This window comes from Bradyrhizobium rifense, assembly GCF_008123425.1.
Taxonomy (GTDB): domain Bacteria; phylum Pseudomonadota; class Alphaproteobacteria; order Rhizobiales; family Xanthobacteraceae; genus Bradyrhizobium; species Bradyrhizobium rifense.
In genome coordinates this window covers 1-14,719 of record NZ_VSSS01000080.1, presented here as the reverse complement: position 1 = coordinate 14,719, position 14,719 = coordinate 1, and the positions used below count along the sequence as shown (strand labels likewise).

Genomic DNA, 14,719 nt, shown 5'->3' with positions numbered 1-14,719 from the left:
CGCATACGACGGGGATGCAGAAGCACAGCCACATCCAACTTAAAGGGCACGAGATCGCAGTCGTTAATCAAGACGGTACGCCCAGCCACGGTTCCGACCTATCAAAGGTCCCAAGCTGGGTGGTGGACAGGGCAAAGGGGGCAATCACCGAAAGCTTCGTGGTCGTCGAGCGAGTGCCCGCAGCGGTCATTGCCGAGGCTCTACGACATGAACTGACGGTGCAGCAGGCAGTTGAGAACTTGTCCAAGACTAGCGAGAAGCAGTAGAAACCTTTTTCTTCGAGCCTTTCGACTTCTCGATGATCTCGTACTTCCGACTATCTCCGGGGAACTGGACGTATTCCTTCTTGCCGTCGTGCCAGCGCAGATATCGGAAGTTCTTGTGTGCGGTAACGTAGATGGCGCGCAACGCTTCCCGCGCAACATCCCTGTCAACACCTTCCTGTGAGAATACGTTGTACAGGATCGTCCAGGCTACGGCGTATTCGTTGTAACACCGGTCATCAGTCGCGCCGAAGATGATGTCCGGCTTGAACCTCACCTTCTCAAACTCGTCGGCTATCTCGTCGACCGCACCCCAGCATGAAGACATAACAAGCGCTTTCGGACTGTACCGGTTGTCTGTGAATATCTGGACGAAGTCGGGCCAGTCAATCAATGTGTCGTCGGTGAGGCTGATCCCCTCTTCACGCCCATGACAGGAAACGTGCAGCACATTGCACTGCAGCTTGGCGGCGCGAGCTACCGCTTTCTTGAAATGCTTCTCGTCGACCGCATAGACGAGCCGGGCGTTGATGCTGAGCAGCTTGGTCAGGTTATAGATGAGCGGGCCATCCAGCTCCTCGGAATAGAAATCCTGCGGCCCGCTCGATTCGACAATGAGTACCTTCGCTTTCTCAATCAATGTTCGTTCCCTGTCCGGCCAGCGCGACCGCCGGCTCTCATACGTAGTTTTCTGTATGCACCGCCCCCTGTCGCCGCTCGATGTCCGAGCAATTCCGGCACTCTGCGTTCACTTGCTGGTGCCGCTCGTCAGAGCCGTAGATGACCTCGGTAAGCTGGGGTCGGTAATGCCGGGGCTGGCGACGAACGATGTTAATAATCACTTCGCGTAATTTAGTCATGTAAGCCTCCGTTATGGGGGCTTCCTAGGTATCGGCACAAAAATAGAAAAGATAGTTCACTTCTCGGATTTATTTTCTGTTCGTTGCTTGGCTCCGGCCAGCTCCAGATCACCCAGCCTGGCGATGAGCATACCGATCACCACGCTCGCTGCGTTCTGCGCATCCTCGGTCTCAAGTTCGTGCTTCCAGTCCGGCACCCAGTAAACGATGCGGCCCAGCAGCTGCTTCGTATCGGTCGGCTCAATGCGGTGAGCGAGCTTGTTTCGGAGCGTATTCCACGCCTCCAGCACGTCCCACATTGACTTGGGCTCGCCGTGCTAGTCGTCCGTAACAACGCCAAAGACCGCCCGGGCTACACAGAGGAGATTGAAAAAGGTGAGATGGCTTTTACGGAGCTGGGCCGGGTCCTGCAGCGCAGCGTCGAGCTTTGCCCGGATCAGCTCTTCCAGCACCAATTGCCCCTTGAGCACGAGCAGTGTCCCGTCCTCCGTGCGGTTCTCGATTTTGTGCAGTGCCGTTCTGATCTGCACGTAGGCGGCCGCGTGGGCCGGTATGTCGTCAACCATAGGGCCTACCTTGCGCTGTTCTTACTGAGCTTCCGGCGCGTGATCGTCACCTCAAGGCGCTCCCGGTCTTTCTGATGAGGCGTCGTAATGCGAGCCAACGCCTGCAAGCCTGGTCAAGCCATAGCGGGCCACTTACATACCGCGGTTGACCTTCTTCGAATCCTCGGTGCAGATCGTCTCCCCGTCCTTGGAAGCGGATAATCTTGTCGAGATGCGGCCTATTCGCCGGATGGTAGAACAGCCGCGCTATCTCGACTTGAAGGAAAGCAACAGCTTCGGTAAAGTTCTGATGGGGCGTGGCCCCGCGGCTGTCATTGTGGTGGGGCTCAACCATGAGCGATGTGGACGACCGGATCGGGCTAGCCCTATCCGGCGGGGGATTCCGGGCAACTTTATTTCACCTTGGCGTAACGAAGCTTCTCTCCGAAGCTGGCCTACTGAAGCAAGTGAAGCTGATAAGTGCGGTCTCCGGGGGCAGCATTTTGGCGGCGCATCTCATCCTCAATTGGGAGAGGTACACCGGTTCAAAAGAAGATTTCGACTCCGCGGCACGCGAAGTCTTGGATTTTGTTAAAACCGATGTTCGCGGGCGGGTACTTCGGCGTTGGCTTCTCGGCTGCTCCACCGTGGTGCCCCGTTTCGTCATTCCGAAGGATGGGCGGTGGTCGCTTGTCAATTTGTTGCAACGTCAATATGCGGGCCTGTTTCGCTCGGCGGTGACAAATCGTGAAGCAACTATTGGCGATCTTCGACGCGCGGGCCGACCCGCAATCAGGTTCAATTGCACAAGTCTTACGACGGGAGACCCATGCTATTTCGATCAAGCCGGTTTCGGCTGGTACAGGAATGGGGTTCTGGTAAAACCGATAGCTGCGTTCGGCTTGCCGGTGGCTTATGCCGTCACCGCGTCTTCGGCATTCCCGCCTTTGTTTCCTCCGGTCGAGATCTCACATTCGACGCTGCCGTGTGATCGAAATGTTTTCGGTGCCGATCAGCGGCTCACAGACGGGGGAGTGTACGATAACTTAGGCATTGAGGGTCTCCTCGCGAAATATGAGAAGGGTACGTCGGGTCCCGAACAAGACATACCGCTCGGCTCCTTCATCATTAGCGATGCCGAGGGCAATTTCGATTCGGATTTTGAGGCGAAATACTCATTTCCTGTGAACCGCAACGTTAGAGCCAGCGATCTTCTTATGAAGCGGGTAAGCGTTTTGCAGCTTGAAGAATTACAAAGGCACTCGGCAGGGAGCGCCGGTCAGGCGGGAATTCGGTTCGTTCGAGTTAAGATAAGGGAGTCAATCAGCGATCTAAATGACAAGACGGTTCTAAAACCTGAGACTCAGGGGGCACTGATCAACGTAAGAACCGATTTGGATCGCTTTACACCAGAAGAGGCCACTGCGCTCATCGCTCATGGATATAGCAAGGCCCGCGAAGCTTTGATTGAGAGGAAGCTGATAAAGCCTGATGCGCCCCAATTTTCTTGGGATCCATTAGCAAATTGGAGTGCGGTGAAGGTTTTGGCTGCAAAAGAGGTCCAACGCTCAGCCGAGAGAAACTGGAGATTGTGGTCGTCAGATGATCCGGTAAGCTGGGCTACTGCGCTGTACGCCGTTTTCGTATGCCTTCTCCTCGCGACTCCTACTCTCCTCTTCGCATTGCAATCCTCGATCTCCGCCCAAAGGGCTGCCGAATCTGCGAAAGTCGCGGTTGCAGCCCAGGCGGCCAAGGAAGCAGCGCAAGCGCAGGCAGCAGAGGCGCAGGCTGAAGCTGCGAAAGCCGGGGTTGCAGCCCGGGCGGTTCGGGATACTGCACAAGTGCAGGTGCTTGGCGCTGCCGTCTTGCAGATTCAATCTTTAATGGGGTCGGCAAGTAGCGGCTGCTCAGGTGGGCCGCACGGGGTGCCACCTGAACCTGGCTGGCCTGGTTTGCAGGCGCACGGAAACAGTGCTGTGAATGCACTGAACGAAGCGAGATTGTCTTTGGCAAAGCGCGACATATCCGGGGCGGCGCAACAGATCAATACTGCTCAGGTTGAGTTAGACGCGTTAGTCAACGGATTGCATAATAGTTGCTCTGGTGGCGCTCATGGAGAGGATCCGAATAGCTATGGTAGTTATCTGGCAGCCAGGACTAGAATACAGGAGGGCCTTAACCAGTTGAAGGGTTCATTGGCAAACTAGCGCAAACGCAGCGCAAGTACCGCACCGGTCTCGCACCAGAAACGACCTGACGAACCGCAACGAACGAGATTAGATCCAGACGAAAACCCCGCAAAATCAACAAAGCTGACCGATACTCTCCCGCTCATAACGGTCTGGTTGCAGGTTCGAGTCCTGCCGCACAGCCCGCGCTGAGTTTTAACTCGTCTCCTTCGCCCTGCGGCTCTAAAGGCGCCATTACTTCGCACGCCTGAACGCCGCGTGATAGCTCGTCACTAGGGGTGCTTCTTTTCCGCTCAACCTGCCAAGGTGTTCTTCTAGTCAACTGCGGCTGCCCAGCTGAAGTCATAATGAGCGCCCAACAACATCATTGCGACAACAGCGCCAAGAACGCAGATGATTTACAACAACGGTTTGGTCGAGAACACTCTATTGAAGAGCGTCATGATACCCGCCTTCTAGCGCTGGTGACCGAGCCGGATTCCAAGCTTGAGCGCCTTTTGGCGGAGTGAGCCTTCGGAGCGCTTTGTGAGCTTCGCAATTTTTGCAACCGGAGTCTTCGCTTTCGAATGAGCGCGCAGTTCTTTCACGTCAGCCTTTGTGTATTCGCGACGCACAGGTTTCTTCTTCGTCGCGGTCTTCTTTACCTTCTTCGCCACTTTTAGCTCCTCAATTCGAGAGCGGGCGTACTAGCACAGCCGCATTGAAGCGCAACTCTCCATCAGTTGGCTCTATATGCCGGTCCGATGTGTGCCTCTCTCAGCAGATGCGGTCGATATTTCCGTGCCGCCGAATTCTGACAGGATCGCGATGATGCGGTGGTGGGCGGACGAGTTCGACCAGCTGAGGGAGCACTGTCGTCATCCAAAAATGAGCGCCTGAGGAAAAGCGCGTTCAAGGTGGGGTTGCTTCCTTAAGTCGCACAACCATTAGTTCGACAGGTTTGTGTCAAGGAGCGCCAGAAGTGAGCGCACCACTACTATTCGCCGACGTCCGATCGTTGTAGTGACGATACGCCCAGCTCCTATCAACTCGTAAAGCTTCGTGCGTCCCAAGCCGGTCACTTCGCACGCATCGTCAATCGTGCAGGTGAGCCGCTGGGCAAATGGCATTGTACTCGGTTCTGCGGCTTTCGGAGCGGTTAGACTGACTTGTGACTGTTGTCCGCCAGTTTTCTCTCCTCGATTGTATCTCACGTGGCCCTCCAATTCGCACAAAGCTCGACAGGACGAGAATTGATTGTGCGACGAGCAACGTCAATGCGAACATCCGAGGGCGCTCGCGTACGACAGCGCATGTCAGCGGCGGTTTGAATATTTCGGGGCACTAAGGGCGACGAGAAAATTTTTCGCGAATGCGCCGGCCACAGTGAGCATCGCGCCGAGGCGAGTCTGCAAATCTCGGCAGTAAATTCTTCAAGCGTTCGCCGCTGTTCACCAGCGTCTTATTCAACCAAATTCAACTGATGCGGCTGAAGGCTACCTAAGTGCCTGAGGTTAATGCATGTTGCTGCCGTTGAATTGCGGGTGTGGGTTGAAGCTTACCGGGAAGGAAGCGAATGAGTGAGGACGTATCAGACGACGCACTGCTATTGCTGGTGGTAAGGGCAGATGAAAGCCTATTCGCTGCGGGAGAAGACATAAGGCAGCGTCAATTCAACGTGCCACGAGTTGTGATGAAACAACTCGGATACGTGGGCTACGGCTTGTTTGGACCCTACACACCGCCGATACTGGTCCGCATCCGGGCGCAATTCGCGCGGCTCTATAATGCTCATGACCTTGCCGTGGGCGGTCATATTGGCGTGTTCATGTTCCGAGATATTTTCGCGCGTGTGGGAATTCCGCAGATCTACGGGCGCACAGCGATAGCGCCCATGGAGCACGTTGAACTGACTGACATTCAAAAGCGAATTTTGGCGAACGAGCCGGACACCTTCAACGCATATCACGACCAATTCGCGGACCTGTTCGACCTTGAATATGGAATTCGTGAGCTTCGAGCGCCCTATGCTCAGATGGAGCTAGTAGAAAGGCTCCTCAACCTGTCTCGCTTGCACCTCCATGCTGCTGCTGCAATTCTCACGGGCGGATACGATTTCAGAGGAGCCGTACAAAGCGGACTGCTCGCCACCGAACTTGCACTAAAGGCTCTGGCCGCTGCCACTGGGTTGGAAGAGGATGATATCAGAGACAAATATGGACACCATATCGACCGCCTCATCAATTACCTAGAGCCAAAGTGGCCCGCGTTCGATGCTGCACGAGCGCGCAGAGTTACGGAGGCGCAGCCGCGCTATGTTCGCAACCGCTATGCCAAGGATCAGCCCAAGCGCGTGGAAGTCGGTCACACGGTCATGGGAGCGCAATACCTGGCCGGGGAGGTAACGCGCCAACTATCCGATAGGGACTTCAGAAAGGGTGCGGGACAACCGTCGCCCCGCAAGTACCCTCAGTAGCCCGATGGACCTTGACGGCACTTAACAGTCAGATTGTGCGCGAACGTAAACACGTTGGTAGCCAGACCTTCAAAGCTACCGCCACTGAGCACGGCCAACAATTCTACGCACGCTCCCGGGCTTCCTTCGTCTGGTTGAGGACGCCCGTGTAGTGCGCCTTCTATAATGTCCTGCGAGCGTTTCTGTTGCGCTTTCGGTGGGTGGGTTTTGGCCCACTCATCTGCGTGACGAAAGCCATTCGCACCAGCCTCAATGATCACGCCAACCGAATGACCGTTGAAGAACGGCCCCACAGCGGTCCATTGCTCTTTCCCTTGGTTATCGTCCCGAAGGCGAAGAAGGATAGCGCTCAGCATCAGCATCAACGAACCTGCGTAAATACCCGCGCCAAAGGCCGCCGCCGCCTGCCGATCCAACACATCGTGGAAGGCCGCGCCAAACGAGCCAGATGGCATCCCGTGCCCGCGCATCATAACTTCATGCGCTCTGTCCCCAACGGCGTTTAGGGCGTCATCCAGCACGGTGCGCTGCGTTAGCGTACTGTACAGGGTAGCAAACAGGTGCCGAAGGTGCGGCTCGCTGTAGCGCCACATCTGCACGAGCCGGAACAACCCATTGTAGGCAATGTCTCCGTGTTGAGGGTCGCCGTCCTTCGTCATAACGATGTCGCCGGTGTCGTCCTGCGACCAATCACCCACCTCCTTCAGGATGGTGAGGTCGTAGGCGTCAACCACATCGTCGTAAGGAGTGATGCGCGCGTCGAAAGGCTGCTGCGTGGTCGCGTCCGTCATTCTGAGGTATCCAAAGAACTCGGTTAACTATAACGGCGTCACCCTAAGGCTGACCCAACTTTGCTATTTCGCGATTTGCAAGCCGAATGACAGCAGTCGTTCTCCTCAGCAACCTATGCCGGCCGATTGACTTTGGATCGATGAAAATGTCTGGAAGACCATTATATCTGAGCAGGTTTCCTTTATAGAAGACATTCAGGGTTCTCACTTCCTGCGCGAGCGCCGGACGCATGGGATGGAGGCCAAAGACCCTTAGAGCCTCTGCTGCAACGCCTTCTAAATCGTGCCCGTATCTCCTAATCGGCTTAGCGAACTTCTTGTAGTCCAGAAGCAGCAGAAGCGCCTTCACAATGACTTCCGTGCCCTGGCTGGTCAGGTGGAGCACTACGTATTCGTCGCCCCCGTGGCGTTGCAGTAAAATGGACGCGCCAAGGAAACTTTGGCCCTTTGCATAGAGGGCGAGCGCCATGCGCCGCCGAGCATAGTCCGTCAAATCGCCGCTGCCGAAGGTGGCTTCCATGAGTACCGTTCTGCCGTGGCCGTTAGATGAAGCCAAGTTTTCCCTTACCCACCGCAGTCGCGACTTTAACAGGATTCTCCAATACTACCCTGATGTACTCGTGAATCTCCTCGCAGACCCGTTCAACGTCCTCTTCGCTGAAGTCGGGTGGAATGCCTCGCACCGCTCGCGGGCTATCGCCAATCCTGACCGTTATGGCGTCACCGATCATCTCAAATTCTAGCACCACGCGAGGCCAGAACTTGCCCTTGCCGCTTGTACGCGGAATCCCCACAGCAACACCCATCTGAATGGGGGCCAACGTCAAGGTACCTTTGTCATGAGTGCTGAATTTTGCACCCCGGTAGTCGCCAGCCTCCTCTCGATACTCGCCTTCAGGCGGCACGCCACGCGCTTCAGAGCCTTCGCCTAGATAGATCGGCAGACGTTGCACGATAGCATCTCCAAGCGCTTCAATGGTGCGGAAGCTCTTGACCGTCATGTCGCTGTAAGCGGACATTGCATCTTGCAAAATCTTCATTCGTCGCGATGTAACGAACGCACCAACGTCCTACCGCAGGCCTTGCCATCCTCTGAATGATCCAGATAGTTCCAGTCGTCGCGCTCCAACAATAGCCGGATGTATTTGGCGACGCTCAACGCCAATCGAGACAGGCGCCAGATATCGCGAATGAGAACCCTTTGGCTTGGATCAAGCCCGGTGGTGGCGTGGGCGAGAACTTTGTTCCGGTAGTGCTTTATCCTCGTTAGAGCGTCCTGCTCTGCCTTTAGGATGGACCATCGCGCCTTCAGCACCCTTATCAACCTTGGTATGTCTCTTGTCGTTCCCGCCCTGTGGCCAACGGCACGCTGCCATTGCGTCTCCTTGTCGATCAAGAATTGCTGGAAGCTGGGAACGCTCACGCCACTCACAAGCTGTCCGAGCGAGGCGTCATCATTTCTGGTGCCGTTGTCGCATAACGCGCTCAGTCTGATCACCATGATCTGCAACTGGTCAAACAAGATGGTGCTTAGAGCGCCCGTCGCTTCTCCTTCGAGCCGAAGCGCCTTTCCTGTGCTGTTAACTCCATGGAACACACCGAGCGTCTGCGCGAGGTTCTCTGCGAAGCGATGGATGATTTCGCCCTTCTTGCAGTACTCCAGATAGAGTTCACTCTGAGTTGTATCGGACGGCCCTGGTGCTTTCGCGCTCATATCAGAGGCTCACTGCGCCTTCACGAGTGGAACAGGATAGAAAGGGATGACGGCTCAGAGCGGCACGGGCTTGCTAATCTCGGCGGCTCTGGGGTTGCGCATCAAGATATCACGCCGCTCTTGCTCATATTTGCGTTTATCTCTCTCACAATCTTCATCGCCACAGTTCCAATGGTGACACAGCGCGCGGTTGGTAAGGCTTAGTCCGCTGGGCCCTTTGTGTAGTCGAACGACAAAGCAGAACTTCGTTGAGCGCTCCGCCGACTCGGCAAACGGGTCGCTATATCGGGCGATGCCGGAGACGAAGAAATCCACGCGCTGATCTGCCATGTCCTCCAAGGTCTTTGAGAGGAGCGAAACCCCATCGATCACGACCTTGCCGTGAGGTCCAATGAAATGGTCAGTTACAATAGGATAGACTAGCCAAAAGATCAGTGGTCTAGCAGCGCTGCAAAATCGTGACGTCGATGATGCCGCGCACAGCGGGCCCCTGATCACAATTGAGTCATTACGCGGCGCGCAACCCCGCCGATCTTACGCTGCGACTTTCCTTCTGCCGCTTCCACGATGCTTCCACGAACGAAATTCCCAACCAAATTTGGAGCATCATAAAGCCCTTGAAAACGTTTGTTTTCAAGGACTTGTTGTCTCGCGGAGGCGCAACACCCGATTATTGCGATTGATTGAACAAGAGAATTCCTAAGCTTGTTGCATGAATGGACACCGACCGGGCCACTGTCGAGAGTCTGCGCGCCGAGCACTATCAATGACTTACTAGTCGTGCCCGGGGTTTTTCAGGCCGTGAATGGACATTCGTGCACGATCACAACGGTGGGCTGCGTATTATGGAAGTGTCTGAAACTGAAGAACATTGCGTCGCGGCCACCGGCGACCTCAGCCCGCCGGCCGGGGCAAGCCGAGCGAATCGCGCAAGGTCGAGCCGTCGTACTCAGTGCGGAACAGCCCTCGATGTTGCAGCTCCGGCACGAGGCCGTGGACCAGCTGCTCCAAGCCCCCTGGCAGATATGGGACCTGCAACATGAAGCCGTCGCAAGCACCCGCCTCGAACCACTCCTGCATGCGATCAGCCACCGTGCCGGGCGTGCCGGCGAAGCCGCTGGTGGTTCTCCCCGCGCCGTATCGCTGTCCTAGCTCAGCAAGGCTCAAGCCTGAGCGCCGCGTCAGCTCGGCGACCTCACGGTAGTGCCCTTCGACGCCGGGAACGTCGAGATTCTCAGGCAGGACCTCGTCCTGCGGGAAGCGCGAGAGATCAACGCCGAGATGATAGGACAAAGTCGAGAGACCGGACTCGGGATGCGACAATTCGTGGAGCTGGTCGTGTACCGCCTTGGCCTGCTTCTCCGTGTCGCCAATGATCGGGACGATGCCGGGCAAGACCTTGACTGTATCAGGGTCGCGACCGAAACGGACCGCGCGGGCGCGCAAGTCGTTGCGGAATTCGACGGCGACATCGACCAGGCCCGGCGTCACGAAGATGATCTCGGCCCATCGCGCAGCGAAATCGCGGCCACGATCCGAAGCGCCGGCCTGGATGAAGACCGGGCGCCCCTGTGGGGGCCGGCTGACATTGAGGGGGCCCCGCACGTTGAACCATTTGCCGGAATGATCGATCCGGTGCACCCGCGCAGGGTCGGCGAACAGCGGCGTCTGGCGATCCCGGACCAGCGCACCATCCTCCCACGAATTCCACAGCTTGGTCACGACCTCCAGAAATTCGTCGGCGCGCTCGTAGCGCTCCTCGCGTGAGAGCTGCTCGGTCAGGCCGAAATTGCGCGCCTCCGCCTCCTGGAACGAGGTGACGATATTCCAGGCGGCGCGGCCACCGCTGAGATGATCAAGCGTCGCGAGCGCCCGCGCCAGGGCGTAGGGCTGGGCGTAGGTTGTCGAAATGGTCGCGCCAAGACCGAGATGCTTGGTCGCACCCGCGATGATCGAGAGCACCACCAGCGGATCGAGCCGCAGCGCGCCCAGCGCGCCGTAGCGAAGCTGGCTGTCCAGGCTGCCGCCCAGCGTGTCCGGGATCGCGAGGATGTCCGCGATGAACAGAAGATCGAACCGCCCCTGCTCCAGCAGCCGACCGATATTCTGGTAGTAAGCCGCGGACAGCAAGTCGCCGTCCGCTTCCGGATGCCGCCACCCGGCATGGCTGCCGGAAACGGGACCTGCGGAGACAAAGGCGGCAAGATGCAGTTTCTTGTCAGGCATAGATCAGCTCACATTCCATGAGATCTCGACGGGACCGCCACGTTTCAGCGTGTTGTAGATCGGGCAGTTGGCCGTGAGGCCGGCAACCAGCGTCTCGGCTTCGCCGGCCGTCACACCGGACAGGCGCACCACGATGCGGATCCACTCGTATTGCGTCGGATCGGTCGCATGACGCCGGAACGACACTTCGGTTCCGGCCTCACGCAGGACGATCCCCTCTTCTTTCGCCGTCTTCTGGATCAGGCCAAGCGAGCAACTGCCGAGCGACGACAGCAGCAACTCGCCGGCGGTGATCGCTTCGCCGGGACCGCCGACGGCGACACGCTGATCAGAGATGAAATGGTTCGTCCTTGCACTGAGCAAATAGCGGCCAAACTGGCCAATCGCGGCAGAGGTGATCGACACCGTCTCGGCGGTCTGAGCGTTCATCATGATTTCTCTGTTGTTGGTTTAGGCGTGGCCGCTTATGCGCCGAGCTCCAGCGCGACGGCCTTCTTCGCGGCATCGAACTGCGTGCCAAGCAGGAACGATCGAACATCGACCTTGTTCGGCAGGACACCGAGCGCTTGGAAATTGTCGGCAAGATCCTGAGTCGACGCGGCCGCCGCTTCATCGATCGGCTTCAGTACGACAGCGGTCGATTCGGACAATCTGGCGTCGCGGACGAGCTTCTCGTAGACGACCTGTTCGGTCCCGTTCGGCGGAAAGCCGCCTTGCGAGGCCCAGAGCGCGACGGATTCGGCCGGATGCGCGAAGATATAGGCCTGGGTTTCCCGGATGATCTTCACGAATTTCGCGAAGAGCTGCGGATACTTCACCGCGACTTCACTCCGCGCAACGTAGAAGGCATAGTCATAGGTCTTCACGTCGGGCAGCAGGCGCGCCTTGCCAGTGAGCTTTGTCAACGCGAGCGCCGTGGCTGGCTGCCAGTGAATCCAGCCGTCGATGCTTCCTTGCGCGAATGCCGTGAACGCATCTGCCCCGCTCAGGCTGACGGCTGCGACATCAGACAATCTGAGGCCGGCGGTCTCCAAATATTTGATCAGACTGTAGGTGCCCGTCGTGCCGTTCTGATGGGCGATCTTCTTGCCCTTCAGATCGGCCGCCATCTTGATCGGGGAATTGGCCTGCACCAAGAGATCAACTTCGTCGACGGGCAACGGATAGGCCGCGAGCGGCACGATCGGGACACGCGCCGGAACCGCATTCACGACCGCGGTCGCGGTTGCGAACGTGAAATCGACCGAGCCTGCCTTGATCGCCTCCATCACCGGAAGCGATGCCGTGAAGCCTGGTTGCCAGACGATCTTGGTGCCGAGCTCCTGCTCAAGATTACGGCCACCCACGCCCGCCCGCAGCGAGGCCCAGACGCCTGTGCGGCCGTCCCCGATGACCGCGACGGTCAGTTGCGGCGGCGCCGCATCGGCAGCATTCGCGCGCGGCAATCCGCCCACACCTGTCGAGGCTACGGCAAGTCCCGCGCCAACCGACAACAGCGTTCGTCGCGAGATGCCAGCGCGATCGCTCGTCGAGCCCCCAAAAGTCATATCGTGTTCCTTTCGTTTGTTCATGCAACGGAAGCCAAGTCGCGCTCGGCCGTGAGCAGACCGTCGAGCAGCTCTTCCTTCAGGATCGCCAGCGCCGGATCGCCGCGATGCCGTGGACGCGGCTGATCGAAGATCAGGTCGCGCGCGATGCCGCCATCCTTGACCAGGAGCACACGATCGGAGAGCAGCAACGCCTCCTCGACATCGTGCGTGACCAGCACGACGGTGCGGGGCCGTGCAACCAGTAACTGCCCCAGCAGCAACTGCATCGCGGCTCGGGTGATGGCATCGAGCGCGCCGAACGGCTCGTCGAGCAGCAACAGGTCCGGCTCGTGGATCAGCGCCCTCGCCAGCGCTACACGCTGGCGCTGGCCGCCCGACAGCCCGACCGGAAACTCGCTTTCGCGTCCCTGCAACCCGACCGCGTCGAGGATGCGCCCCGCGTCCTGCTTCCTGCCCTTGATGCCCAGCAGCACATTGCCGAGGACGCTCCGCCACGGCAGCAGACGATCCTCCTGGAACATCAGGCGCACGTCAGCCTTACGGCCCGTCGCGCGAAGCTCGATGCGGCCGCGCGAGGGCGCGTCCAAACCTGCCACGAGGCGCAGCAGCGTCGATTTGCCGGCTCCGCTTGGTCCGATGATCGAGACGAACTGGCCGGAGGCGATGTCGAGATCGACGCCGTTCAAGACCATGCGGCCGGCGAACGATTTGTCCACCGAACGCAGGCTGACGCTGGCTCCGCTCATGCCTTCACCCGATCCGCATAATTCGGATGCCAGCGCAGCAGCCGGCGTTCGATCAAGCGCGTGATGAGATCCGACAGCCAGCCTGCGATGGCGTAAAGGATGATGGCGAGCACGATGATGTCGATGCGCAGGAGCTCACGTGCGTTCTGCACGAGGTATCCCACCCCGTCCCGTGAGGCGATCGTTTCTCCCACGACGAGCGTGAGCCAGGCCACGCCGAGCGCATAGCGCATGCCGACCAGGATGGGCTGCAGCGCCGCTGGCAGAATGATCGACCAGACCAGCTCGGCGCGGCCAAGGCCGTAGGACTTTCCGAGTTCGGTCAGCTTGGGATCGACGTTGCGGATGCCCCCGACCGTGTTGATGTAGACCGGGAAGAGCGACCCCATCGCGACCAGAATGAGCCGCGGCTCCTCCCCGATACCGAACCAGAGGATCATCAGCGGCACCAACGCCAGGTGCGGAATGGTCCGGATCATCTGCAGCGACCGATCGAAAAGATCGTGCAGCGGCTCGAACAGCCCAACGGCCAGGCCGAACAGCAGCCCGCCGAGGGCGCCAATGCTGAAGCCGATCGCAACCCGGCGGAGGCTGACAAGGATGTCGTGCTGCAATTCGCCGCGCTCGGCAAGCTGCCGCCCAGCGTCCCAGATATCAGACGGAGCCGGCACGATTGCCGTAGACACAATCCCCGTCGTCGAGAGGAATTGCCAGACCAAGAGCAGGCCGAACGGCAGAAGCCAGGGTAGAATAAATGAGCGCCATGTCAGACCGCGCGCGCGCGATGCAAATGTCTCCGGCGGACGCGCAACGTCGGCAACGACCGTCACCACGGGTCCGCTGGCACTGGGGAGGGGTTCCGTGCGACCGGCCGCAGGCGACGCTGTCGCATCGACAGGCCTGGAAAGTAGCGACGCATCCGTCATGAAATCGATTTTGCTCCGTCTCACCTGAGACGGCGCCACCTTCGCAAACTCCGGCGCGCAATTCGATGGTATTAAAATTCATTTTTCGCTGTTCGGCATCGATGCCGTTCTACTGCGCGCCGGATTTTGCAGAATGTCTTTTCAAAAGAATGTCTTTTCAAGATGTGCGATGCGAATGCATCTACTGGTTCAGAAGGTCGACATCGCTGGAGCGGAAGCGCTCATAGCACGGCCAGGATCCGGCGTGACGGTGAAGGCCATCAACTGCTCGAGTGACATGCCGTCGTCGGCATAGACCTCGAGCAGCGCGGGCGAGACCGAGGCGAACCGCAGGCGCTGCTTCACGACGTTGACCGAGATGAAGAAGACACCGGCGATGTCCTCCTCGCTCCGGCCCTTCTCGCGCGGAGCCTGGAAGGCGCGGAACTGGTCAAGCGGATGGAGCGCTTAGGTT

At 58.4% G+C, this 14,719-nt stretch carries 17 protein-coding genes and 1 pseudogene; 2 read left to right on the top strand and 16 right to left on the bottom strand.

Annotated features, from left to right (window positions below; all coding sequences use genetic code 11):
* Window positions 1-249: 249 nt before the first annotated feature.
* The 3 genes from FXB40_RS41975 to FXB40_RS41965 all read right to left on the bottom strand — a co-directional run bounded on the left by FXB40_RS41975 (window position 250) and on the right by FXB40_RS41965 (window position 1,689).
* Complete coding sequence (locus tag FXB40_RS41975) at window positions 250-903, bottom strand: hypothetical protein (RefSeq protein WP_148778124.1); 654 nt, start codon at window positions 901-903, stop codon at window positions 250-252.
* A gap of 276 nt (window positions 904-1,179) precedes the next feature.
* The gene (locus FXB40_RS41970; protein WP_148778123.1) at window positions 1,180-1,422 is read right to left on the bottom strand and encodes a hypothetical protein; all 243 of its coding nucleotides are present in this window, start codon (window positions 1,420-1,422) and stop codon (window positions 1,180-1,182) included.
* Window positions 1,423-1,440: 18 nt separating this feature from the next.
* Window positions 1,441-1,689: a hypothetical protein gene (locus tag FXB40_RS41965; RefSeq protein ID WP_148778122.1), complete on the bottom strand. Its 249-nt coding sequence runs from the start codon at window positions 1,687-1,689 to the stop codon at window positions 1,441-1,443.
* Between the two features lie 332 nt (window positions 1,690-2,021).
* Here FXB40_RS41965 and FXB40_RS41960 point away from each other — a divergent pair, with 332 nt between their 5' ends.
* Window positions 2,022-3,875 (top strand): patatin-like phospholipase family protein, encoded by a 1,854-nt coding sequence (locus FXB40_RS41960; protein ID WP_148778121.1) that lies wholly within the window; start codon window positions 2,022-2,024, stop codon window positions 3,873-3,875.
* Window positions 3,876-4,312: 437 nt separating this feature from the next.
* On the opposite strand, the gene FXB40_RS41955 is transcribed toward FXB40_RS41960, so the two are convergent.
* Window positions 4,313-4,513 carry a hypothetical protein gene (locus FXB40_RS41955; RefSeq protein ID WP_148778120.1) on the bottom strand — a complete coding sequence of 67 codons (201 nt, stop codon included), beginning with the start codon at window positions 4,511-4,513 and terminating at the stop codon, window positions 4,313-4,315.
* A 270-nt stretch (window positions 4,514-4,783) separates the two neighbouring features.
* Complete coding sequence (locus tag FXB40_RS50620) at window positions 4,784-4,966, bottom strand: helix-turn-helix domain-containing protein (RefSeq protein WP_148778179.1); 183 nt, start codon at window positions 4,964-4,966, stop codon at window positions 4,784-4,786.
* Between the two features lie 446 nt (window positions 4,967-5,412).
* Between FXB40_RS50620 and FXB40_RS41945 the strand changes: the two genes are divergently transcribed.
* Window positions 5,413-6,312 (top strand): hypothetical protein, encoded by a 900-nt coding sequence (locus FXB40_RS41945; RefSeq protein ID WP_148778119.1) that lies wholly within the window; start codon window positions 5,413-5,415, stop codon window positions 6,310-6,312.
* Here FXB40_RS41945 and FXB40_RS41940 read toward each other — a convergent pair.
* The 11 genes and pseudogenes from FXB40_RS41940 to FXB40_RS41890 all read right to left on the bottom strand — a co-directional run.
* Window positions 6,306-7,103: a hypothetical protein gene (locus FXB40_RS41940; protein WP_148778118.1), complete on the bottom strand. Its 798-nt coding sequence runs from the start codon at window positions 7,101-7,103 to the stop codon at window positions 6,306-6,308. The genes FXB40_RS41945 and FXB40_RS41940 overlap by 7 nt on opposite strands.
* Before the next feature lie 43 nt (window positions 7,104-7,146).
* Window positions 7,147-7,623 (bottom strand): hypothetical protein, encoded by a 477-nt coding sequence (locus FXB40_RS41935; RefSeq protein ID WP_148778117.1) that lies wholly within the window; start codon window positions 7,621-7,623, stop codon window positions 7,147-7,149.
* A gap of 22 nt (window positions 7,624-7,645) precedes the next feature.
* Window positions 7,646-8,143: a hypothetical protein gene (locus FXB40_RS41930; protein ID WP_148778116.1), complete on the bottom strand. Its 498-nt coding sequence runs from the start codon at window positions 8,141-8,143 to the stop codon at window positions 7,646-7,648.
* Entirely contained in the window at window positions 8,140-8,817 is a 678-nt protein-coding gene (locus tag FXB40_RS41925; RefSeq protein ID WP_148778115.1) for an AbiU2 domain-containing protein, read from the bottom strand. The genes FXB40_RS41930 and FXB40_RS41925 overlap by 4 nt, the downstream gene beginning before the upstream one ends.
* Window positions 8,818-8,871: 54 nt before the next feature.
* The gene (locus tag FXB40_RS41920; RefSeq protein ID WP_148778114.1) at window positions 8,872-9,147 is read right to left on the bottom strand and encodes a hypothetical protein; all 276 of its coding nucleotides are present in this window, start codon (window positions 9,145-9,147) and stop codon (window positions 8,872-8,874) included.
* 564 nt (window positions 9,148-9,711) lie between these two features.
* Window positions 9,712-11,043: an LLM class flavin-dependent oxidoreductase gene (locus tag FXB40_RS41915; RefSeq protein WP_148778113.1), complete on the bottom strand. Its 1,332-nt coding sequence runs from the start codon at window positions 11,041-11,043 to the stop codon at window positions 9,712-9,714.
* A gap of 3 nt (window positions 11,044-11,046) precedes the next feature.
* Window positions 11,047-11,475, bottom strand: coding sequence for an OsmC family protein (locus FXB40_RS41910; protein ID WP_246208289.1), 429 nt, complete (start codon window positions 11,473-11,475; stop codon window positions 11,047-11,049).
* Between the two features lie 32 nt (window positions 11,476-11,507).
* Window positions 11,508-12,590 carry an ABC transporter substrate-binding protein gene (locus tag FXB40_RS41905; RefSeq protein WP_148778112.1) on the bottom strand — a complete coding sequence of 361 codons (1,083 nt, stop codon included), beginning with the start codon at window positions 12,588-12,590 and terminating at the stop codon, window positions 11,508-11,510.
* Between the two features lie 20 nt (window positions 12,591-12,610).
* Entirely contained in the window at window positions 12,611-13,339 is a 729-nt protein-coding gene (locus FXB40_RS41900) for an ABC transporter ATP-binding protein (protein ID WP_148778111.1), read from the bottom strand.
* Window positions 13,336-14,025, bottom strand: a complete 690-nt coding sequence (locus tag FXB40_RS41895) for an ABC transporter permease subunit (protein WP_246208287.1) — start codon at window positions 14,023-14,025, stop codon at window positions 13,336-13,338. Before FXB40_RS41895 ends, FXB40_RS41900 begins: the two co-directional genes overlap by 4 nt.
* Window positions 14,026-14,493: 468 nt before the next feature.
* A pseudogene (locus tag FXB40_RS41890) lies at window positions 14,494-14,709 on the bottom strand (ParB/RepB/Spo0J family partition protein); the annotation flags it as partial.
* Window positions 14,710-14,719: the final 10 nt, after the last annotated feature.